Raw genomic sequence first — 20,238 nt, forward strand, 5'->3', positions numbered from 1 at the left:
TCTGATTTTTCAGAAAAAGCCCTTCTGGAGACACCCCTTGAAATTTATCCATCAGCGTGAGCACCTCAACGAGGGAGACATTGTCGTCATCGAATGCTCGCAGACCTGTAATATTCGTCTCATGAGCGACGCGAATTTTCGCAGCTTCAAGAACGGCGGCCGCCATACCTACCACGGAGGGGCATTCGACACATTCCCGGCAAAAATCACCGCACCCAGCACTGGTTTCTGGAACATTACCCTTGATGTGGTCACGCGCCGTGCCATCAGCGTTACCCGCAAGCCCGCGTTATCCCACAAGATTCGCATCGTTCGTCGCACCGGCACCAAGCTGAGCTGACCCGAACACCGCAAGGAAAAAAGCTGTGACCACCACGACCAAATACGTCATCAAGTACAAGCTCAACGGCGAACGTCGCTTCGAATTTGCCCAATTGACCAGCAATAGCGTTGAGGAAGCCAAACAAGCCCTGGCGAAAATCCACGATGCAAGCGACGAAATTACTGACATAAACGTGAGCAAGGCGCTGTAAGCCATGCCGGGCCCTACTGCTGACCTGTTTGCCGATGACGCCTTGCAACAACCCGCAAGGCGCGAACAGATTGGCGAAGCGTCTTACGTTCTGGGGGGCTACGCCCTGCCCTGGATTGAGCGTTTACTGCCTGAGTTGCGGCGTGTCCTGGCCCAATCGCCGTTTCGGCAGATGGTCACGCCCGGCGGCTTTACCATGTCGGCCGCGCTGAGCAGTTGCGGCGAGCTGGGCTGGACCACCGACACGTCCGGCTATCGCTACAGCCCGCTCGATCCGCGTAGCCAGCAGCCTTGGCCGCCAATGCCCGACGCATTGCGCGAACTGGCGATATCGGCGGCAAACGCGGCGGGCTTCGCCGATTTCTCACCGGATGCCTGCTTGATCAACCGTTATGTGCCCGGCGCAAAAATGTCCCTGCACCAGGACAAGAACGAGCGGCGTTACGATGCACCAGTGGTCTCGGTGTCCCTCGGTCTGCCGGCGATTTTTCTGTTCGGTGGTCACCAGCGCAGCGACAAGGCGCAAAAGATTTCGCTGTTCCACGGTGATGTGGTGGTCTGGGGCGGCGTGGATCGCCTGCGCTACCACGGGGTGATGCCGGTCCGAGAAGGCGTGCACCCGATCATGGGGTCGCAACGCATCAACCTGACCTTTCGCACCGCCGGTTGATTTGACCGCAAGCTTCGCCCGTTAACCCGCTGCACAACGCACCGCCCCCGTCCAGTGAATAAAACAGACTGGCCGGGCGCCAGGGGGCCTGCTAAAACAGCGCAACGCCTTACTGAAGCTGGAGACGCACCCCATGAGCACCTGGCCAGACACGCGCATTATCGATCTGCTGGGCATCGAGTTGCCCATCATCCAGGCCCCGATGGCGGGAGCGACCACTACCGCCATGGTGATCGCCGCCTGTCAGGCCGGTGCGCTGGGGTCCATGCCTGCGGCGGCGCTGAGCATCGAGCAACTGCGCGAAGCATTGACCGTCATTCGCCAGGCCGGCACCCGCCCGCTCAATGTCAACTTTTTCTGCCACCAGCCGCCCGAGGCGGACGAAGCGCGCGACCGTCGCTGGAAAGCGTTGCTTGCGCCCTACTACCGCGAACTGGGCGCCGATTTTGATGCGCCGACTCCGGTATCCAATCGTGCGCCCTTCAACGAAGCGGCACGTGAAGTGGTTGAAACCTTCCGCCCTGAAGTCGTCAGTTTTCATTTTGGTCTGCCGGAAAAATCCTTGCTGGCCCGGGTAAAAGCCACCGGCGCCAAGGTGTTGTCATCGGCTACAACGGTGGAGGAAGCGGTCTGGCTGGAAGAAAACGGTTGTGACGCCGTGATTGCAATGGGCATTGAAGCCGGTGGGCACCGCGGGATGTTCCTCAGCGACGACCTCAACAGCCAGATCGGCTTGATGGCGCTGCTGCCGCAAATCGTCGACGCCGTCAGCGTGCCGGTGATCGCGGCCGGTGGTATCGCCGACTCGCGCGCAATGGTCGCAGCCTTTGCCTTGGGCGCCTCGGCGGTGCAGGTCGGCACGGCGTATCTGTTCACCCCGGAAGCCAGCGTCAGCGCTGCCCATCACCATGCGTTGCGACACGCCCAGGCCAGCGAAACAGCCCTCACCAATCTGTTCACCGGGCGTCCGGCGCGGGGCATTGTCAATCGGGTGATGCGTGAGCTGGGCGCGATCAACCCCGCTGCGCCGGCGTTTCCACGGGCCGGTGGCGCGTTGATGCCGCTCAAGGCCAAGGACGAAGCCGGCTTCAGCAACCTGTGGGCGGGCCAGGCATTGCGTCTGGGTAATGAGCGCTCCACCTATGACCTGACCCGCCAACTGGCTGAGCAGACCTTGGCCAAACTGCAACGTTAGCGCTTGGAACAACGCGGCACTGTACCGGCGGCAGGCAACCGCTATATATTCCCCTACATAGCGGTACCCAGCCGTACATCCTCAAGGAGTTGTTTAATGTTGATCCGCGCCTCACGCCTAGCCCCCATGCTTGCCGCCTTTGCCTTGGGTTCGGCGCATGCCGATGAAGTGCAAGTCGCCGTGGCCGCGAACTTTACCGCGCCGATCCAGGCCATTGCCGCCGACTTCGAAAAAGACACCGGCCACCGGCTGATCGCGGCCTACGGGGCGACCGGGCAGTTCTATACCCAGATCAAGAACGGCGCGCCGTTCGAAGTGTTCCTCAGTGCCGACGACACCACCCCGCAAAAACTCGAGGCCGAAGGCGATACCGTCAAGGGTTCGCGCTTTACCTACGCGGTCGGCACCCTGGCCCTGTGGTCGGCCAAAGAAGGCTACGTGGATGCCAATGGCGACGTGCTCAAACAGAATGCATTCAAGCACCTCTCCATCGCCAACCCGAAAGCCGCGCCCTACGGCCTGGCTGCCACCCAGGTGCTGGCCAGGGAAGGCTTGACCGACAAGGTCAAGGACAAGCTCGTCGAAGGCCAGAACATCACCCAGGCCTATCAATTCGTCTCCACGGGTAACGCCGAGTTGGGCTTTGTGGCGTTGTCGCAGATCTATAAGGACGGCAAAGTGTCCAGCGGCTCGGCGTGGATCGTACCGTCGTCCTTGCATGACCCGATCAAACAAGACGCCGTAATCCTCAATAAAGGCAAGGACAGTGCTGCCGCCAAGGCGCTGGTTGACTACCTGAAAGGGCCGAAGGCCGCTGCGGTGATCAAGTCCTACGGTTACGAGCTGTAAATGCCGCTGACGAGCGCCGATTTTTCCGCGATCTGGTTGACGGTCAAACTGGCGTCGCTGACCACTGTGATCCTGTTGGTGATCGGTACGCCGATCGCCCTGTGGCTGTCGCGCACCCATTCGTGGTGGCGCGGCCCGGTGGGGGCCGTGGTGGCGTTGCCATTGGTGTTGCCGCCGACGGTCATCGGTTTTTACCTGCTGTTGTCCATGGGGCCCCATGGCTACTTCGGCCAGTTCACCCAATGGCTCGGCCTGGGCACCCTGACTTTCAGCTTTGCCGGGCTGGTGATAGGGTCGGTGATCTACTCCATGCCCTTCGTCGTGCAACCGCTGCAGAACGCCTTCTCAGCCATCGGCACGCGCCCGCTGGAAGTGGCCGCGACCTTGCGCGCCGGTCCTTGGGACACTTTTTTCACGGTGATCCTGCCGCTGGCACGCCCGGGCTTCATTACGGCGTCGATTCTCGGCTTCGCCCACACCGTCGGCGAGTTCGGCGTGGTGCTGATGATCGGCGGCAATATTCCGGACAAGACCCGGGTGGTTTCGGTGCAGATCTACGACCACGTCGAAGCCATGGAATATGCCCAGGCCCATTGGCTGGCCGGCGCGATGGTGGTGTTCGCGTTCCTCGTGCTGCTGGCGCTCTACTCCAGCCGTAAAAGCAACATGGGCTGGAGCTGAGCGCGATGATTGAAGTACGCCTGCACTTGAAATACTCCGGCTTCGCACTGAACGTGGAGCTGCAACTGCCCGGCCGTGGCGTGACCGCCCTCTACGGCCCATCGGGCTCCGGCAAGACCACCTGCCTGCGCTGTATCGCTGGCCTGGAGCGCGCCGAAGACGGATTTGTGCAGATCAACGATGAGGTCTGGCAAGACAGCCGTAGCGGGCGGTTCGTGGCGCCGCATAAACGCGCCTTGGGTTATGTCTTCCAGGAGGCGAGCCTGTTCCCTCATCTGTCGGTGCGGGCCAACCTGGCGTTCGGCCTCAAGCGCATCCCGCGTTTGCAGCGGCGTGTGGAGATGGCCCACGCCACTGAGTTGCTGGGCATCGCGCACCTGCTTGAGCGCAATCCGCAGCATCTGTCCGGCGGTGAGCGCCAGCGCGTCGGCATCGCCCGTGCGTTGCTCACCAGCCCCCGATTGCTGCTGATGGATGAGCCCCTGGCGGCCCTCGACAGCCAGCGCAAAAATGAAATCCTGCCCTATCTCGAACGCCTGCACGACGAGCTGGATATCCCGGTGCTGTACGTCAGCCATGCCCAGGACGAAGTGGCGCGGCTGGCCGACCACCTTGTCCTGCTCGGCGACGGCAAGGTCCTGGCCAGCGGGCCGATCGGCGAAACCCTGGCGCGGCTCGATCTGCCCCTGGCACGAGGCGACGATGCCGGTGTGGTGGTCACGGGCAGCGTGATTGCCTACGACGATCACTATCAGTTGCTCACCCTGCAATTGCCCGATTGCCCGCTGCAGATACGCGTGGCCCACACGCCGATGGCCGTGGGCAAACAGCTGCGGGTAAAAATTCAGGCGCGGGACGTCAGCCTCAGCCACCAGGCGCAGGAACACAGCAGCATCCTCAATCGCCTGCCGGTGACGGTCATCCAGGACGTTGCCGCGGATAACAGCGCTCATGTACTGGTACGCCTGGATGCCGGTGGCACGCCGTTGCTGGCGCGCATCACGCGGTTCTCGCGGGATCAGCTACAGGTGCAGCCGGGCCAGGCGCTGTGGGCGCAAATCAAGGCGGTGGCGGTGCTGGCCTAAACCATTTGGCACGACCGCAGGGCGACGCGGTCAATCAGACATACCGGCCTGATCCATTGCCAAGGAACCTGCACCATGCCCGACTCTTCGCCGCCCGTCGCTCTGCCTCGCGACCTGCATTACGTTGACGACACCCAACCCGGCATCCGCCGCAAAAAACTGCGTGGCAAGTTTCAGTATTTCGGCCCCGACGGCGAGCGCATCACCGATGCCGATGAGATCAAGCGCCTGAATGCCCTGGCGGTACCGCCCGCCTACACCGATGTATGGATCTGCGCCGACCCGCAGGGGCACCTGCAAGCCACCGGCCGAGACGCCCGTGGCCGCAAGCAGTACCGTTACCACACGCGTTGGCGCGAAGTGCGCGACAGCGACAAGTACGCGCGGCTGCAGGCATTCGGCAACGCCCTGCCCAAGTTGCGCAAACAGCTGGAAGCCCAGATCGCCGAACCCGGTTTCACCCGCGAAAAGGTGCTGGCCACGGTGGTGATGCTGCTCGATGCCACGCTGATCCGTGTCGGCAATACTCAGTACGCCCGCGACAATAAATCCTACGGCCTGACCACCCTGCGCAACCGCCATGTGGACATCAAGGGCAGCGAGATAAAATTCCAGTTTCGCGGCAAAAGCGGCGTGGAGCATCAGATCAGCGTCAAGGACCGGCGCCTGGCCAGCGTGGTCAAGCGGTGCATGGAGTTGCCGGGGCAGAACCTGTTCCAATACCTGGACGAGGACGGTCAGCGCCATACCGTCAGCTCCCAGGACGTCAATGCTTACCTGCATAGCCTGACCGGCGAAGATTTCACCGCCAAGGACTACCGCACCTGGGCCGGCACGGCCATGGCGCTGGCGGTGTTGCGCGAGTTGGCGTGGCAACCGGAGTCCGATGCCAAACGGCACGTGGTGACCATGGTCAAGGACGTTGCCCGGCAGTTGGGGAATACGCCGGCGGTGTGTCGCAAGTGCTATATCCACCCGGCGGTGCTGGAGCATTTCAGCCTGGGTGAGTTATCGAAGCTGCCCAAGCCACGGGTGCGCAAGGGGCTGAAAGCCGAAGAAGTCGCCCTGGCGATGTTCCTTGAGCAACTGGCCGCCGACTTGCCCGGGCAAGCCAAGGCGGGTTAGCCTCTGCATCCCTTCTGAATCGCGGGACGATCGCCGACGTGAACAACTAAGCCTTCCAAAATGTATCTGCAACAAGCCCGCCTGGCGCGCTTGTTGGCCTGTTCGACATTTTCCTGGAGGTGCTGATGACTCACGTCAACCGGCTGCCCGTACTGGTCTCCCTGCAACACCTGTCTTTCCAGTTCGCCAATGGCGAAACCTTGCTGGAAGACCTCACCTTGTCCATCGACCACACACCGACTGGCATCGTCGGTCGCAACGGGCGTGGCAAAAGTATCCTCGCGCAACTGATCGCCGGCATCCTGCAACCCTCCTCCGGTACGCTGAACGCACCGGCCCAGGTAGCTTACGTGCCCCAGACCGTGGCGGTGCGGCCGGGTGCGACCGTCGCCGATATCACCGGCACCACCCAGTGCCTGGCCGCCCTTGCACGCATGGCCCAGGGCACAGGCGTGGTCGGTGATCTTGAACGGATCGATGATCGCTGGGACCTCGCCGAACGCCTGCGCGTGGCCCTGGATACGGCGGGACTGCCCTCGCTCAGCGCGGCTTCCCGGGCCGACCGGCTCAGCGGTGGCCAATTGGCCAAGGTGGCGCTGATCGGCGCGTTGTTGGCGGCGCCGCCGTTACTGATCCTCGACGAACCCAGCAACCACCTCGACAGCCTCGGGCGCGTTTGGCTGCTGCAGCAATTAGCGCAATGGCGTGGTGGCCTGATGGTGGTCAGCCATGATCGCCAACTGCTCAACACCATGGGCCGGATCATCGAACTGTCGCCCCTGGGTGCGCAGGTGTATGGCGGCAACTACGATGCCTATCTTCAGCAACGCGACACACAACGGCAGGCGGCTATCGCGGCATGGGAATACGCCCGCGAACAGCGCAGCCGCGAACGTCGACGCTTGCAAAAAGACCATGACAACCTGCAGCGCAACGCGGCGCGTGCACGCCAATACGCAGCGACCGCCAACGTCGACCGGTTTACCAAGGCACGATGGAAAAGCGCGGCCACGCAAATCGTCAGCACCCTGGGCGGCGCCCATCATGATCACAAAAACACCCTCGACGCGCAGGTGCGCCACGCCTATGAGCGCGTGGTGGATGAGACGCCGACCTTGTTGGCCTTGCCGGGTGCGGCGGTGCCCAACGGCCGCCAGGTCCTGAACCTGCAACAGGCACAGTTGCCCTGGCTGGATCCGCAGGCACCTTCCACCTTTCTGACGCTTGACCTGACCGGCCCCATGCGGGTCGCCGTGCGCGGGCCTAACGGTTGCGGCAAATCCACTCTGCTCAAGCTGCTTGCCGGGCAATGGCAAGCGCTCAGTGGGACGTGCACGGTGGCGCTGCCCTGCGCGTATATCGACCAGCACCTGACGCTGCTGGATGACCGGCGCACTGTCGTCGAACAGCTCAACCTGCTCGACACGCCACTGGTCGAAGCCGAATTGCGCACGCGCCTGGCCTTGCTGCAACTGGATGCCTCGCGGGTGACCCAGCCGGCAGGCCAACTCAGCGGTGGCGAGCGGTTGAAAGCGGCGATGGCGATCGCTTTGTGGCGCGGGGTGCCGGCGCAACTGTTGCTGTTGGACGAGCCGACCAACCACCTCGACCTGGAGACGGTGAGTGCGTTTGAACAGGCCTTGAAAGGTTTTACCGGGGCATTGCTGGTGGTGTCCCACGATGAAGCCTTCCTGCAGGCGACCGAGCCCAGCCATTACTTGAGCTGGCATAGCACGGGCTGGCGCCTGGAGCCGGTGTGAGGTGATTGCGCGCACACGCAAAGCGCCCTAGGGTAGTGGCCGAATAACTTCATTGGAAAGCCCTATGCTGCCTTCGCCCGCCAAGCCTTACGCCAACGCCGCGCTCGCCCATCGACAGCGCTGGCGCGGGCGTGTGGGCTTGATGCTGGTGGCCGGTCTGTCGGTACTGGCAGGCATGACCGATGCCATTGGTTTCATGGCCAGCGGCGATTTTGTCTCGTTCATGAGCGGCAACACCACGCGCCTGGCGGTTGCGATCAGTGCGGGTGACCTTGGCCTTACCGGGCGGTTGCTGTTGCTGGTTGCCACCTTCATCGTCGGCAATGCCTTGGGCGTGGTTGTCAGCCGCGTAAGCAAGCGTCGCGCGCTGCCCTTGTTGCTGAGCATCGGCGCGCTGCTCTGCGGCGCGGCGCTGCTGCCATGGGCCGAGACCCTGCCCGCCCTGTTAGCGGCGATTATCGCCATGGGCATGCTCAACGCGGCCGTCGAGCAAGTGAACGGGGTGCCGGTAGGGCTCACCTATGTCACGGGGGCGCTGTCGCGTTTCGGTCGCGGGCTGGGCCGCTGGTTGTTGGGCGAGCGCCGCAATGGCTGGCGCATGCAGCTGATACCTTGGGCGGGGATGTTTATCGGCGCCGTGATCGGCGCGCTGCTGGAGCAGCAGATCGGCCTGCGCGCCCTGTGGGTCAGCGGTGCGTTGGCGGGGCTATTGGGCCTGGCGACCCTGGCGATTCCGCGACGCTGGCAGTTGGGCTTCATGCCACGCTGAACAGTGGCCCCGGAAGGAGGTGCCCGCCCGACGTTTAAGCCTCGACATCCGTGTACCGGTAAAGAGCCATTACGTCGGGCGAGCGGTTGAATAATAGGCCAAATATGACCAAGGCAAGGTATTAAAGACAAGTGGCGAGTGCGGCCAAACGGCGTTTGGCGGGCATCGTGTCTTCTGCAGCGTAATACTTGACGGTAGAACCTGCGCCCGTGCTCAGCACATCCACAAAGTAGTCACCGCCGGTGGTGTACACCGTGAAACCCCCGGCCTCGGTGGCTTCCTTGAAGCCGCCGGCGTCGACGCCAAACACGCTTTCGTCCTGCCAGCCGTACTGGATGCATTGGGCGACCACCAGGGTAGCCTTGTCCGAGGCCATGGTCTTGTAAGGGCTGCCCGCGCGCGCCTCTTTCATCTTCGAACCCGCGCAACCGGCCAGTGCTGCCAGTACCAATGCGCCTATCACCGCTTTATGCATGCTCGTGCTTCCCTGGAAAAACCGTGACTCTACCATTGCGCCGCCGCCAACTGACGCGCCCATGAATTTTGTTTCACTGTGCAGGCAAAACCGGCCGCTTATAGTGGCCAGGCTCATTTTCAAGAAGTCCTCCTTCTGCCCGCCCTCCCGCGGGCTTTTTTTCGCCTGCGGCTCACAACCACCAGCGCAACAGATAGAACAACACCATGCTCGACAACACCGTGATCAGCACGCTGCGCGTCCAAATCATCAGCGCCACGGCGCAGATTCCGGCGAGCAGATAGGGGTTGCTCGGGCTCAGGTTGAGCTGGTGGTCTTTGATGAAAATAATCGGCCCGCAAATCGCGGTAAGCATGCCCGGCACGGCGAACCCGAGGAACTCACGCGCCCCTCGATTGAGCCGCACCGGCAGGCGCGGCTCGATAAACAGGTAGCGATTGAAAAACACCACCAACCCCATCGCCACAATCATCAGGTAGATCATCGCTGGCCTACTCCCAGGCGCTTGCAGACGAACCCGGCGCTCATCCCCAACACCCCCGAGACCACCACCGCCGATTCCCAGTGCAGGTAACTCAGCCACACCGAGCACAACAGCGAGACGGCGACGCAGACCACCGTCGGCACGTCGCGCACTACCGGCGTGATCAGGGCGATAAAGGTTGCGGCAATCGAAAACTCCAGCCCCAACTGGTCCAGCCCGGGAATGCTTTTGCCCAGGACGATGCCGGCCAAAGTGAACAGGTTCCAGATGATATAGAACGTCAGGCCGACACCCAGGGCATACCAGCGATTGAAGGTCTGGCGGTCATAGTGGTTGACCAGGGCAAAGAACTCGTCGGTCAACAGAAAGCCCAGGCTCATGCGCCAGCGGGTGTTGAGCGAGGACAGCGTCGGGCGCATGTGCATGCCGTAGAGCAAGTGCTGGGAGGTCAGCAGCAAGGTGGTCAGCACGATGGAGATCAGGCTCGCGCCGCTTTTGACCATGCCGATCGCCACCAACTGAGCGGCACCGGCGAACACGATGGCGGACAACCCTTGGGCTTGCAGCGGGGTGAACTGCGCATCGATTGCCATTGAGCCGGCGAGCAAGCCCCAGGGGGCACAGGCCAGGGATAACGGAATAACAGCGATTGCGCCACGCGTGAACGCGTCATGAGGGAGGGCAGTAGGCATGGAAGGGGCTCATCGACAGACAGTCGGCAAGCATGCCAGCGCGCCCAGGCACTTGTCTTGAACGATCTTGCTCAGGCGAGCTTTACCGACACCAGCTCCACCGAGTCGCGCGCTTCGCGCAGTTCGTAGGCGTCCTGGTTCAACCGGTGAATCGTGTTGAGCAGGCGCTGGCGCAGCACCTCATCGCCGAGTTTTTCGACGGCACGCATCAGGTCGAACGCGGCGGTTTCGTTATTTTCCGCAACGGAATCCAGGGTCTTGCGCAGGTTACGAGTGGCTCGGGTCACGCGGGATCTTCCTTCATCAGCAATGGGCGGCACTTTAGGACATTCGTGTTTCAGTTTAATTTCAATCACTTGTGGCTGATTAGGAGGCAGTTGATCCACGTCAAACGAAATCAGGATTTGGCTTACATTGAGGCTTATCCGCCTGTACGAAGCCGCAGACAGGCAAACGCCATGGATAGGTCGGCCCCTACCCTGTTTAAATGCCTGGCCAACGCCACCCGAGCACAGCTGATGCGATTGATCCTGCGCAAACGCGAACTTTACGTGGACGAACTGATCCATGCCTTGGATGACAGCCCGCCAGGGTTGCAAAACGACGCGCGGCGTCTGGATGCAATGGGCGACAGATCACAACAGGCCAGCACTTGCTGAGCCATCGGAGCGTTTATTCATGCTTGTCGCAATTGCTATTTTCATCTTCACCATCGTGCTGGTCATCTGGCAGCCTAGGGGCCTGGGCGTCGGCTGGAGCGCCTCCCTGGGCGCGATCCTGGCCCTGGCCTGCGGGGTGATCAGCCTGGCGGATATTCCGGTGGTGTGGCACATCATCTGGAATGCCACCGGCACCTTTGTCGCGTTGATCATCATCAGCCTGTTGCTGGATGAAGCCGGGTTCTTTGCCTGGACCGCGCTGCATGTGGCGCGCTGGGGGCGTGGCCGGGGCCGGCGATTGTTTGCCTATATGGTGCTGCTGGGCGCTTTGGTGTCGGCGTTGTTCGCCAATGACGGCGCGGCGTTGATCCTCACCCCGATTGTGATGTCGATGCTGTTGGCACTGCGTTTTTCGCCGGCGGCGACGCTGGCATTCGTCATGGGCGCGGGCTTTATCGCCGACACGGCCAGCCTGCCGCTGGTGGTATCGAACCTGGTGAATATCGTCTCGGCGGACTATTTCAAGATCGGCTTCAATGAATACGCCGCCGTGATGGTGCCGGTGAACCTGGTCAGCGTCGCCGCGACCCTGGCCATGCTGCTATGGTTTTTCCGTCGCGATATTCCGCAGTCTTACGACCCCGCCGGCCTGGAACAACCCGCCAGCGCCATCCACGACCGTGCGACCTTTCGCGCCGGCTGGTGGGTGCTGGGTATTTTGCTGGTGGGCTGCTTCGCGCTGGAACCGCTGGGCATTCCCATCAGTGCGATTTCCGCAGTATGCGCCGTGCTGTTGTTGGTGATTGCCGCCAAGGGCCACACGATTTCCACGCGCAAAGTACTGAAAGACGCACCGTGGCAGATCGTGGTCTTCTCCCTGGGGATGTACCTGGTGGTCTATGGCTTGCGTAACGCCGGCCTGACCGACTACCTGGCCACCTGGCTCGACACCTTCGCCAACTACGGCGTGTGGGGCGCGGCCATGGGCACCGGCGTGCTCACCGCGCTGTTGTCCTCGGCGATGAACAACCTGCCAACGGTGTTGATCGGCGCGCTGTCCATCGAGTCGAGCCATGCCGTGGGCGTGGTCAAGGACGCAATGATCTACGCCAACGTGATCGGCAGCGACCTGGGCCCGAAAATCACCCCTATCGGCAGCCTGGCGACCTTGCTGTGGCTACATATTCTGGCGCGCAAAGGCATCACCATCACCTGGGGTTACTACTTCAAGGTCGGGATTGTGCTGACCGTGCCGGTGCTGTTGATCACCCTTGCCGCCCTGGCCTTGCGCCTGAGTGTGTAAAGGACGCAGTGTTCATTCATCTCGACACTGACGTATGCTCTCGCACTTTCTCGAAAGGACGCGGGCATGCTGACGATCTTTTTCTATGCGCTGGTTTTCGGTTTTGTGTTTTGCCTGTCTCCCGGCGCGGTGCTCGCTGAAACCCTGCGCCGTGGCTTGCTCTACGGTTTCACACCGGCCCTGTTGGTGCAGATTGGCTCGTTGGTGGGCGATGCGGTCTGGGCGGTGATCGGGCTGACTGGCATCGCGCTGCTGATCCAGCATGACGCGGTGCGCGTGCCGCTGACGGTGGTCTGCGCGCTCTACCTGGCCTGGCTGGGCATCCGCAGCCTGGTGGATGCGTGGCAGCTACCGCACGTCGAAAGTGCACCCGCCAGCTCCGGAAAAAACGCCCTGGCAGTGGGCGCGGCGATCTCACTGGCCAATCCGAAGAACATCGTCTACTGGGGCGCCCTGGGCAGCGCGTTGTCGGGCATCGTCGGCACCACCCCAAGCCATGGGCAAACCCTTATGTTTTTTGCCGGCTTCATGCTGGCGTCGGTGCTGTCATGCTTTCTAACTGCCGCGCTGGTCAACGTGCTGCGCAAGAATGCTTCGCCAACTTGGCAACGCATCAGCTATGGCGCCTGTGGCCTGGTATTGATTTATCTGGCCATTCTCGCGGCGCAGGGTATTTAACAGGCCGGGGCGCGACGGTGAGGTATCAGGCCTTGGTCTGCCGCTCCAGCTGCACTTGCAACTGCGCATCGATTTGCAACTGAGCGGCTAAATCGTCGAGGTAATTGCGCTCCGCGTCCTGCTGGTCATCCACCAACATGACGCTGGCCAGATACACCTCGGCCGCCAACGCCGGGTCGGCGGCGAACTCGGCGAAATCCGCCGCATCCAGAGGCTTGGCGACTTCAGCATCGAGCCACTCCTGCAATTGTGGGTCATCGGTATGCTTGCCCAGCTCAGTGGAAATCAGCTGCTGTTCTTTCGCATCAATCCGGCCATCGGCCTTGGCGGCAGCGATCAGTGCGCGCAACACGGCGTGGCTGTGCGCCTCGATTTGCGCGCCCGACAGCTGATCGGCCGTCTGAAAGGCCTGCTGCGGCTGGCTCGCCTGTTGACTCTGCCAGGCCTGATACGCCTTGTACGCCATCATCCCGAGAGAAGCCAACGCAGCATAGTTCATACCACCGGCGCGCCCTTGCGCCGGGCGCGTTGCCGCGCCACCGCCCAGCATGCCCCCCAGCCCACCCAATAGTCCACCCAGGCCGCCGCCGGCCGAAGCGTTGCCGGCGCTGGTGCCTTTGAGCAGCCCGCCAAGCAGACCGCCCAACCCGCCGCCCGAAGAAGCACCGCCCTGCCCCGCGCCGCGCAACAGTTGTTCCAGTAGATCGCTGGTATTCATGGTGTCGTCCTCCAGGGCGCATAGTGGCGTTAAATCAACCTTAGTCCGCCTCCGATGGAACACCATGACCGCCGGGCGGGCAAGCTTTATGATGGCGCCACCCCGCCATTCGAGAGGACGCATCGGTGAACCGCATTGAGCACATTGGGTTGATGGCCAACTACAACCAATGGATGAATAGCAAGGTCTACGAAGCCGCCGGCAAGCTGACAGACGCGGCGTTGGCTGCGAACCGACAAGCGTTTTTCGGCTCGATCCTCGGCACTTTGAATCACCTGGTGCTGGGCGATACGGTCTGGCTCAAGCGCTTTGCCGAGCACCCGGCAGGCTTTTCCGCGTTGCTCCCCCTGAGCGCCATCGCCACACCCGTCGACCTGAGGCAGCTGGCGTTCGCAGACATACGCGAACTCTCGGCCCAGCGTGCCTGGCTGGATCAATTGATCCTCAATTGGGCCGACAGCCTGCAGGAAACCGACCTGGACCAGCGTTTGCGCTACCACACCATGCGTGGTGCCGCAGCTGAGAAGGTGTTCTTCGGCTTGGTAGCGCATTTTTTCAATCACCAGACACATCATCGTGGCCAGGTGACCACGTTGTTGAGTCAGGCCGGCGTGGATGTGGGCGATACTGATCTACTGGCGTTGTTTGACTGAGAGCGGCGTTGATCTTGCCCATCGTGTTTTTCTTGTAGATCACTGATCTGGCAGGTTTTTTCGGATGTCGGTTTGTGCAGGAAAGCGTGCATCGAGGTTGCGTCGAAGCCGCTGGATCTATATATTCGCAACCCTGCTGCACCGCGCTACCGCCCGAATGGCGAAACTGGTAGACGCATGGGACTTAAAATCCCCCGCTCGTAAGGGCGTCCCGGTTCGATTCCGGGTTCGGGCACCATCTTCTGTTCCACTGACAGCCATCAACGTCCGTGAAACCCTTTAAAACCCGCCTCTTGGTGGGTTTTTTCGTTTATGGTAGTCCGTCGGTTTCCAGCTGATTCCAGTGTTTTTAAGGGTAATATTTTGGGGTAAAGGTCAGTTCGACAAAGAGGTGTACCCTTATGTCGCGCACTACAACCCCACTCTCTGATGCTGCTTGTCGCACAGCCAAGCCACGAAACCGCGCCTACAAGCTGTTCGATGGTGATGGCCTTTATCTGCTCGTTCAGACCAACGGACGCAAAGGCTGGCGGATGCGGTATGTCAAACCCAATGGCAAGGAAGGCTTAACCTCTTTCGGCAATTACCCAGTTGTCACCCTGACGGATGCACGAGCCATGCGGCTTGAGGCAAAGCGATTGCTTGTACACGGCATCGACCCCATAGAAAGCAAACACAAAGCCAAGGCCGAAGCGGATTCCAAGGGCCGCACGTTTGAAAGCGTTGCCCTAGATTGGCATAAAGAAATGTCTGCCAAGTGGACACAGAGCCATTCTCAAGCGGTTTTACGCCGCCTGAAAGCCTATGTCTTTCCGCTCATTGGCGCTCATCCGATCGCCGGACTGGACACCTACGACCTTTTGCAGCCACTGGAGGCCATTAAAAAAACAGGCTCCATGGACGTTGCATTGCGCGTGAAAAACCACCTGCTAAACATCATGCGCGAGGCAAAGCGTGCCCGCCTAATCAGCGTAAACCCTGCCTACGACTTGGAAGGCTCAGTCAAACCCCCGCGAGTGACTCACCGCCCTGCTCTCCCTCTATCGCGCCTTCCGGAACTGCTGGAGAGGATTGAACGCTATGCAGGTCGCACACTCACAAGGTTGACTGTAATGCTCTCACTACATCTATTCGTCCGCTCCAGCGAGTTGCGCTTTGCCCGGTGGAGTGAGTTCGACCTTAAACGTGCCATTTGGGAAATCCCGGACACACGGCCGGCACTGGAAGGCGTCAGCTTTTCAACGCGAGGTACGAAAATGGCGGGGGATGTCCATTTGGTGCCATTGTCACAGCAAGCGATTGCCCTACTGAAGCAAATTCAATCCCTGACGGGCGGGTTCGAACTGGTATTTGCCGGCGACGCCAATCCCCGCAAGCCTATGTCAGAAAATACGATCAACAAAGCTCTGCGGGCGATGGGGTATGACACTAAGTCTGAAATTTGCGGGCACGGTTTTCGTACGATGGCCTGCAGTGCACTTATCGAATCAGGACTGTGGTCAGAGACTGCCATTGAACGACAAATGAGCCATAGAGAGCGCAACAATGTTCGGGCAGCTTATATTCATAAAGCTGAATTCATTGAAGAGAGAGGGCTGATCATGAATTGGTGGAGTCAGTATTTGGAAGCGAACCATGACGAATATTTCACTCCACACGAGTTTGCCAAACGAAATCGCTCGTAGAGACTAAACCGGCATATAGAGTAATCATCACTCGAAGAGGCTGTTTGGATATGGGTCCGGAAACGAGACTCGTATCTGGTATACGACTCGTTGAAATCTAAGGGGTTTCTTTCTTTCCGAAGCAGGAAGAGACTCAATTCTGGACTTGTTTTTGAAGGGTATCAAGGGCCAAACAGGGGGCGCTTCGGGCTACGCGATTTGATTCGACCCACAGCCAATCGGATGAACGATCATCAAGCCGGCGGTGTCAGGATCAACAGGGGATGGGGTCCCCACCGAAAAAACAGATCCAGTTTCACTAGACATGGCTTCCGCTTGAGATCACTCATGAGCTTCGACTTTCACTGCTTCGTTCTCTGGCAGGCCCGCAAATTCATCGGCACTTGAAGGTTGGATACGTTTGGTTGAATAGCCGCTGGACCAGACGGGGTCAAAAGCTCGGGTTCTAAGCCTCGAATTGAATCGCCAGTTTGAGGCAAATTGTATGAATGAACAGGTATGATTCAACGCCCATCATCTCACTTGGCCTTGCGCGCTTATGCCGAATACCTCTGCAATCGATACCAGCGTATTAATCACTATATTGGGGCTGATCGCGGCTGTTTGGGCAGTGGTGCCATCGAGCACTCGCCTGCGTTTTCGGCTGGGAATGTCCTGGTTTGACTGGTGTATTGCGATAGGGGTATTACTGCTGGTCCACTACCTGGTTTTTGAGCAGGCCATTCGGTCCGTAGGGCGGTACTACAGTTTTGGCCCATGGAGCTCCGTATGGAGAACGGCGAACTGCATCTCTGCGAGGCCCGCGAAGGTGCAGTTAAATCATGTCTTCGGTCAGTCCTTACCCGGTTAGACTCGAAGCTCTCGGCCCAGGATAGCCTTGCGGATAAGGCGCAGGTTCTACTGAAAACTATTCTTAACCAACCGCAATTTGTTGCGTACTTATCTGTGTGTCATCCTTATTTTTGCCTCAAAATCTTGTCGATTCCTGAGGTGGTCCGCGAGGAATTTACAGAACTTTTTGTGTCGGCACTCATCGCTGACAGCAACAGCTTGCTGTACAGCGAGTTAAAAAATAATCGAAACTTGAATGGCAGGTACAGGCTTTCCCTGCCGCGCTCGAACCGTATTCTTCACTTCTTGTTTAAAGATATAACCACCGTAGACCACCTAGCCTTGTATCAGCCTATTGGCGAAAATGTTTGTAGATTTATCGATGAAGATCAGAAGCTTATCGAAGCTTATAATCGTTCGTTAGGGTATTACGAACAGACGGGTAAGTACCGGTGCCCCATCTATGCGGGCATCAAACTGTTCGAAATCATGATTCATGAAGGAATACACCAAGGGACACAAGACCACCTCTGGCTATTCTATTTCACGCATTTCACTGACAAGATACTTAAGCAGCTACGAGATCAGCAGCCTGACGACTCAACCCATGAGTGGCCTACACCTTTTCATTTCTTGCTTTATGAGATTGTCAGCATTACCTCAAATTGGATTGATGATTGCTTTGAAGTGGATGTATCTCTCGTAACAGGCCAGATTATTAATGAGCCTGGCTTTGATGGTCAGTATATATCTAAACAGGCCGGTGAGGCGCTGGGGACCATTATCCAATGCATTTTACTCTCAAACAAAATCGATGATCGATTCAAGGGTTATGTTCTTGAAATCAGCTTGGGGAGATTAAAGCGATTTCAGGATCGAAAGGAAGCAGCCTCGGTGAAGCATACGTTCATCGACTCAATAATTTTTGTCAACGGGTATGCTAAAGAAGGTTATCACCAAGAGCTTTATCGAATTTACAAAAGACTTGATCACGTTCTGAGGCACAACGTGAAAAGCTTTGATCAGGCGATAGAAAAACGCATGCAAGAATGACGTTTTTTGAGGTGAGATCACACTTGGCCCTATTCTCATGTCACAGATCATGATGGAGGTGCTCTCCGGAATTGAAAAACTCAGAGAGCGCTGTGAGGGTGATAGGCCAACCTCATCGGTGGAATAAGCCTGTCTCTTTTTCCATGTCGCGGCCACCCGACCTAGTCAACACTATGGCCCGAGGAAGTGATAGGGACTGTGGACGTTTTTTTGTAGTGTCCTGCCCCTCATCTTGGCCCAACTGGAGGCCGTTCAAGAGTTCTTCCGGCAGCGTAGAGTCTGGGTGTTCCCGCTGAAGCGACAATAAAACCTCGTGAAGCCAAGCCCGCATTTGAGCAGCCCCGTGCCCAGATGAACCCGATATGAGGGTTGAGATAGGTGTACCAATGAGGTTTTGCTCCAATGCGTCCCCGAACTGCCGGAGGCAGCACGCTCCTGTTATCTCGCCATGGGTCCCAACGACACGAAGTTGCAGCAGTGGAGTTTCCCACAGAAGGGTTCCAGATCGGCTAGCGTTGTTATTACGCGCAGCGAGACCATCTGCCACCAGATACGCAAAGTCGAAACTTGTGCCTACTGGGTAGAACACACCAAATGTACCTACAGACGGAAGAAGCGCGTCAGAAAGCAAGTTCGACGGGGGGTAAAAAAATCTCGACGCAGAGCTTATATAAGGACGATTAGAAAGCAGGTCCCACTGTTCTAAGTTTGCACGAAAGCTATAAGGCGCCATCTTTGAAAATACCTGATGACACCGCAGAGCGGTGTCAGTAACTTTTGCCTGATTGAAAGTAATTCGAGCGGCACTAGGATCACCAACCGGATAATTTATGATCATTACGTCACATAACTCGCAGCGAGGGAACGTTCGTCCGGCACCGCGACCGTTGCTGAACGTAACTTGATATCGGTTACCATGGTACTCCTTCGCTAGCGCGTCAGTTCCGAGCGCATTAAAGGCACTAATAAATGCTCGAAAAAGATCTACTTCTTTTTTCAAACCCAATGATGTTGTGAGAAAAGCCTGTTGTAATTTTGAGCCAATCATAACTGATTTCTCGCCTCTACCGTCAGTCCTTGAAAAGTACCATGCTGCCATTTTTTCAGTTCTGGGGTAAACCGTCCTGAGGGTATTTACTCCGGATTGGCTCAGCTAGGATGATTATGGGTAGGCAGATAAGCTGCGCCTTGGGAACCTAATTTTATATCGCTGCGGAGACCACAGTTTGAATGGAAGTCGTTCCGACTCCCACGTCGCTCTTACTGGTCCGATGTTTGTTGCGCGACAGCGCTGTGCCTCAACGATGGCTCCTTCTAAACTTCAGCGGCGAGCGACGTCGATGCAGCTAATTTGGTGATCCACGTCAGGCACTGCTGCAGCAACGCCGACTCATCCCCTGCCCGGTAACTGACGATAATCGGCGAAGTCGCCAAAGGGTCCAACAAGGGCGAGTAGCCAATATCGTCGCGGTGCAAACGCTGCACCGAAGCCGGCACTAGGGTAATGCCAATACCCGCCGCAACCAGCCCGATGGCGGTCTGCAGTTCATTGGTGATTTGCGCCACGCGCACCTTCAAGTCATGCCGAGCGAATAGCTGCAGCACATGGTCGGCATAGCTGGGGCGAATATTGCCGGGATAAAGCACAAAGGGTTCGAGGGCCAATTGCTCCATGCTTACCGCCGCGCCCAGCAAGTGGTGCCCGGCGGGCAGCGCCACGACCAGCGGATCCTGATGTATAACTTTTTGCACCACGGCGGCGTCGTCGATGTGGATGCGCCCGAAACCGATATCGATACGCCCGTTTTTCAGGGCTTCGACCTGCTGCAACGTGACCATTTCCGACAGACCCAGCTCGATACCGGCATCGCTGCGCAGGCGTCGGATAAGCTCAGGTAGCACGCCGTACAGCGTCGACGGCGCGAATCCGATCCCCAACCAGCGCCGTTGCCCCTGAGCAATACGCCGAGTGTCATCGCAGACCCGCTCCAGCTGCTCTAGCAATTGCACCGAGTGCTCATAGAAAAACCGGCCCGCGTCCGTTAGGCGCAACGGCCGGCTGCGCTCAAGCAGCGCAACGTCCAGCTCTTCCTCCAACTGTTGGATCTGCCGACTCAACGGCGGCTGGGCCAGGTGCAACTGCTGCGCTGCACGCGTGAAATTGAGGGTCTGCGCGACGGCGCGAAAATAGCGTAAATGACGCAGTTCCACGATACCTCCCAGGTATAAAACCAGACTCTTTCAATATTGGACCCCAAGGCTGTGGCGATGCAATCTCTCAGTACTATAAATACAAACCCAAGGGATATTGGCTTACGCAGCCGCTCCCGATCAGGATCCG

At 58.9% G+C, this 20,238-nt stretch carries 23 protein-coding genes and 1 tRNA gene; 17 read left to right on the top strand and 7 right to left on the bottom strand.

Annotated elements, in window-relative coordinates:
- The first annotated feature begins 37 nt into the window (after nt 1-37).
- From C4J92_RS13920 to C4J92_RS13960, 10 genes are all read left to right on the top strand, one after another.
- Nucleotides 38-340 carry a DUF1883 domain-containing protein gene (locus tag C4J92_RS13920; protein ID WP_124362975.1) on the top strand — a complete coding sequence of 101 codons (303 nt, stop codon included), beginning with the start codon at nt 38-40 and terminating at the stop codon, nt 338-340.
- Nucleotides 341-365: 25 nt separating this feature from the next.
- Nucleotides 366-533 (top strand): hypothetical protein, encoded by a 168-nt coding sequence (locus tag C4J92_RS26985; protein WP_164484542.1) that lies wholly within the window; start codon nt 366-368, stop codon nt 531-533.
- Between the two features lie 3 nt (nt 534-536).
- A complete protein-coding gene (alkB, locus tag C4J92_RS13925; RefSeq protein ID WP_124404258.1) occupies nt 537-1,202 on the top strand; it encodes a DNA oxidative demethylase AlkB in 666 nt (221 codons plus the stop codon).
- Nucleotides 1,203-1,335: 133 nt separating this feature from the next.
- Nucleotides 1,336-2,397, top strand: coding sequence for a nitronate monooxygenase family protein (locus C4J92_RS13930; RefSeq protein ID WP_124404259.1), 1,062 nt, complete (start codon nt 1,336-1,338; stop codon nt 2,395-2,397).
- A gap of 96 nt (nt 2,398-2,493) precedes the next feature.
- Nucleotides 2,494-3,246: a molybdate ABC transporter substrate-binding protein gene (modA, locus tag C4J92_RS13935; RefSeq protein WP_124404260.1), complete on the top strand. Its 753-nt coding sequence runs from the start codon at nt 2,494-2,496 to the stop codon at nt 3,244-3,246.
- Complete coding sequence (modB, locus tag C4J92_RS13940) at nt 3,247-3,927, top strand: molybdate ABC transporter permease subunit (protein ID WP_124404261.1); 681 nt, start codon at nt 3,247-3,249, stop codon at nt 3,925-3,927.
- 5 nt (nt 3,928-3,932) lie between these two features.
- The gene (gene modC / locus C4J92_RS13945) at nt 3,933-5,012 is read left to right on the top strand and encodes a molybdenum ABC transporter ATP-binding protein (RefSeq protein WP_124404262.1); all 1,080 of its coding nucleotides are present in this window, start codon (nt 3,933-3,935) and stop codon (nt 5,010-5,012) included.
- A gap of 75 nt (nt 5,013-5,087) precedes the next feature.
- Nucleotides 5,088-6,137, top strand: coding sequence for a DNA topoisomerase IB (locus C4J92_RS13950; RefSeq protein ID WP_124367146.1), 1,050 nt, complete (start codon nt 5,088-5,090; stop codon nt 6,135-6,137).
- Between the two features lie 125 nt (nt 6,138-6,262).
- Complete coding sequence (locus C4J92_RS13955) at nt 6,263-7,897, top strand: ATP-binding cassette domain-containing protein (protein WP_124404263.1); 1,635 nt, start codon at nt 6,263-6,265, stop codon at nt 7,895-7,897.
- A gap of 64 nt (nt 7,898-7,961) precedes the next feature.
- Nucleotides 7,962-8,666: a YoaK family protein gene (locus tag C4J92_RS13960; protein ID WP_124367148.1), complete on the top strand. Its 705-nt coding sequence runs from the start codon at nt 7,962-7,964 to the stop codon at nt 8,664-8,666.
- Between the two features lie 121 nt (nt 8,667-8,787).
- Here the strand turns inward: C4J92_RS13960 and C4J92_RS13965 are convergent, their stop codons facing one another.
- The 4 genes from C4J92_RS13965 to C4J92_RS13980 all read right to left on the bottom strand — a co-directional run bounded on the left by C4J92_RS13965 (nt 8,788) and on the right by C4J92_RS13980 (nt 10,604).
- Entirely contained in the window at nt 8,788-9,141 is a 354-nt protein-coding gene (locus C4J92_RS13965) for a hypothetical protein (protein WP_124362984.1), read from the bottom strand.
- A gap of 172 nt (nt 9,142-9,313) precedes the next feature.
- A complete protein-coding gene (locus tag C4J92_RS13970) occupies nt 9,314-9,625 on the bottom strand; it encodes an AzlD domain-containing protein (protein WP_124362985.1) in 312 nt (103 codons plus the stop codon).
- Nucleotides 9,622-10,317 (bottom strand): AzlC family ABC transporter permease, encoded by a 696-nt coding sequence (locus tag C4J92_RS13975; RefSeq protein ID WP_124404264.1) that lies wholly within the window; start codon nt 10,315-10,317, stop codon nt 9,622-9,624. Before C4J92_RS13975 ends, C4J92_RS13970 begins: the two co-directional genes overlap by 4 nt.
- 71 nt (nt 10,318-10,388) lie before the next feature.
- Nucleotides 10,389-10,604, bottom strand: coding sequence for a hypothetical protein (locus tag C4J92_RS13980; protein ID WP_046068240.1), 216 nt, complete (start codon nt 10,602-10,604; stop codon nt 10,389-10,391).
- A 171-nt stretch (nt 10,605-10,775) separates the two neighbouring features.
- Here C4J92_RS13980 and C4J92_RS13985 point away from each other — a divergent pair, with 171 nt between their 5' ends.
- From C4J92_RS13985 to C4J92_RS13995, 3 genes are all read left to right on the top strand, one after another.
- A complete protein-coding gene (locus C4J92_RS13985; RefSeq protein WP_124404265.1) occupies nt 10,776-10,976 on the top strand; it encodes a hypothetical protein in 201 nt (66 codons plus the stop codon).
- Between the two features lie 19 nt (nt 10,977-10,995).
- Nucleotides 10,996-12,279: an arsenic transporter gene (locus tag C4J92_RS13990; protein ID WP_124404266.1), complete on the top strand. Its 1,284-nt coding sequence runs from the start codon at nt 10,996-10,998 to the stop codon at nt 12,277-12,279.
- A gap of 66 nt (nt 12,280-12,345) precedes the next feature.
- The gene (locus tag C4J92_RS13995; RefSeq protein WP_124404267.1) at nt 12,346-12,957 is read left to right on the top strand and encodes a LysE family transporter; all 612 of its coding nucleotides are present in this window, start codon (nt 12,346-12,348) and stop codon (nt 12,955-12,957) included.
- A 25-nt stretch (nt 12,958-12,982) separates the two neighbouring features.
- Here the strand turns inward: C4J92_RS13995 and C4J92_RS14000 are convergent, their stop codons facing one another.
- Complete coding sequence (locus C4J92_RS14000; protein ID WP_124404268.1) at nt 12,983-13,675, bottom strand: tellurite resistance TerB family protein; 693 nt, start codon at nt 13,673-13,675, stop codon at nt 12,983-12,985.
- Nucleotides 13,676-13,800: 125 nt separating this feature from the next.
- Between C4J92_RS14000 and C4J92_RS14005 the strand changes: the two genes are divergently transcribed.
- The 4 genes from C4J92_RS14005 (at nt 13,801) to C4J92_RS14020 (ending at nt 17,897) form a co-directional block, all read left to right on the top strand.
- Nucleotides 13,801-14,328, top strand: a complete 528-nt coding sequence (locus C4J92_RS14005) for a DinB family protein (RefSeq protein ID WP_124404269.1) — start codon at nt 13,801-13,803, stop codon at nt 14,326-14,328.
- 151 nt (nt 14,329-14,479) lie between these two features.
- A tRNA-Leu gene (locus C4J92_RS14010) sits at nt 14,480-14,566 on the top strand.
- A 163-nt stretch (nt 14,567-14,729) separates the two neighbouring features.
- The gene (locus C4J92_RS14015; RefSeq protein WP_124404270.1) at nt 14,730-16,013 is read left to right on the top strand and encodes an integrase arm-type DNA-binding domain-containing protein; all 1,284 of its coding nucleotides are present in this window, start codon (nt 14,730-14,732) and stop codon (nt 16,011-16,013) included.
- 768 nt (nt 16,014-16,781) lie between these two features.
- Entirely contained in the window at nt 16,782-17,897 is a 1,116-nt protein-coding gene (locus tag C4J92_RS14020; protein ID WP_124404271.1) for a hypothetical protein, read from the top strand.
- Nucleotides 17,898-18,009: 112 nt separating this feature from the next.
- Here the strand turns inward: C4J92_RS14020 and C4J92_RS14025 are convergent, their stop codons facing one another.
- Together C4J92_RS14025 and C4J92_RS14030 are read right to left on the bottom strand one after the other, a co-directional pair.
- On the bottom strand, nt 18,010-18,945 hold the full coding sequence (locus tag C4J92_RS14025; RefSeq protein ID WP_124404272.1) for a hypothetical protein: 936 nt from the start codon (nt 18,943-18,945) through the stop codon (nt 18,010-18,012).
- 266 nt (nt 18,946-19,211) lie between these two features.
- On the bottom strand, nt 19,212-20,108 hold the full coding sequence (locus tag C4J92_RS14030) for a LysR family transcriptional regulator (RefSeq protein WP_124404273.1): 897 nt from the start codon (nt 20,106-20,108) through the stop codon (nt 19,212-19,214).
- Between the last annotated feature and the right edge of the window lie 130 nt (nt 20,109-20,238).

Origin of the sequence: Pseudomonas sp. R3-18-08, assembly GCF_003852065.1 — a bacterium.
Taxonomy (GTDB): domain Bacteria; phylum Pseudomonadota; class Gammaproteobacteria; order Pseudomonadales; family Pseudomonadaceae; genus Aquipseudomonas.

Excerpts from the sequence above, each read along its gene's own strand:
- alkB (WP_124404258.1), top strand. The coding sequence starts at position 537 with ATGCCGGGCCCTACTGCTGACCTGTTTGCCGATGACGCCTTGCAACAA.
- C4J92_RS13930 (WP_124404259.1), top strand. The coding sequence starts at position 1,336 with ATGAGCACCTGGCCAGACACGCGCATTATCGATCTGCTGGGCATCGAG.
- modA (WP_124404260.1), top strand. The coding sequence starts at position 2,494 with ATGTTGATCCGCGCCTCACGCCTAGCCCCCATGCTTGCCGCCTTTGCC.
- modB (WP_124404261.1), top strand. The coding sequence starts at position 3,247 with ATGCCGCTGACGAGCGCCGATTTTTCCGCGATCTGGTTGACGGTCAAA.
- modC (WP_124404262.1), top strand. The coding sequence starts at position 3,933 with ATGATTGAAGTACGCCTGCACTTGAAATACTCCGGCTTCGCACTGAAC.
- C4J92_RS13950 (WP_124367146.1), top strand. The coding sequence starts at position 5,088 with ATGCCCGACTCTTCGCCGCCCGTCGCTCTGCCTCGCGACCTGCATTAC.
- C4J92_RS13955 (WP_124404263.1), top strand. The coding sequence starts at position 6,263 with ATGACTCACGTCAACCGGCTGCCCGTACTGGTCTCCCTGCAACACCTG.
- C4J92_RS13960 (WP_124367148.1), top strand. The coding sequence starts at position 7,962 with ATGCTGCCTTCGCCCGCCAAGCCTTACGCCAACGCCGCGCTCGCCCAT.
- C4J92_RS13965 (WP_124362984.1), bottom strand. The coding sequence starts at position 9,141 with ATGCATAAAGCGGTGATAGGCGCATTGGTACTGGCAGCACTGGCCGGT.
- C4J92_RS13970 (WP_124362985.1), bottom strand. The coding sequence starts at position 9,625 with ATGATCTACCTGATGATTGTGGCGATGGGGTTGGTGGTGTTTTTCAAT.
- C4J92_RS13975 (WP_124404264.1), bottom strand. The coding sequence starts at position 10,317 with ATGCCTACTGCCCTCCCTCATGACGCGTTCACGCGTGGCGCAATCGCT.
- C4J92_RS13985 (WP_124404265.1), top strand. The coding sequence starts at position 10,776 with ATGGATAGGTCGGCCCCTACCCTGTTTAAATGCCTGGCCAACGCCACC.
- C4J92_RS13990 (WP_124404266.1), top strand. The coding sequence starts at position 10,996 with ATGCTTGTCGCAATTGCTATTTTCATCTTCACCATCGTGCTGGTCATC.
- C4J92_RS13995 (WP_124404267.1), top strand. The coding sequence starts at position 12,346 with ATGCTGACGATCTTTTTCTATGCGCTGGTTTTCGGTTTTGTGTTTTGC.
- C4J92_RS14000 (WP_124404268.1), bottom strand. The coding sequence starts at position 13,675 with ATGAATACCAGCGATCTACTGGAACAACTGTTGCGCGGCGCGGGGCAG.
- C4J92_RS14015 (WP_124404270.1), top strand. The coding sequence starts at position 14,730 with ATGTCGCGCACTACAACCCCACTCTCTGATGCTGCTTGTCGCACAGCC.
- C4J92_RS14020 (WP_124404271.1), top strand. The coding sequence starts at position 16,782 with ATGGAGAACGGCGAACTGCATCTCTGCGAGGCCCGCGAAGGTGCAGTT.
- C4J92_RS14025 (WP_124404272.1), bottom strand. The coding sequence starts at position 18,945 with ATGATTGGCTCAAAATTACAACAGGCTTTTCTCACAACATCATTGGGT.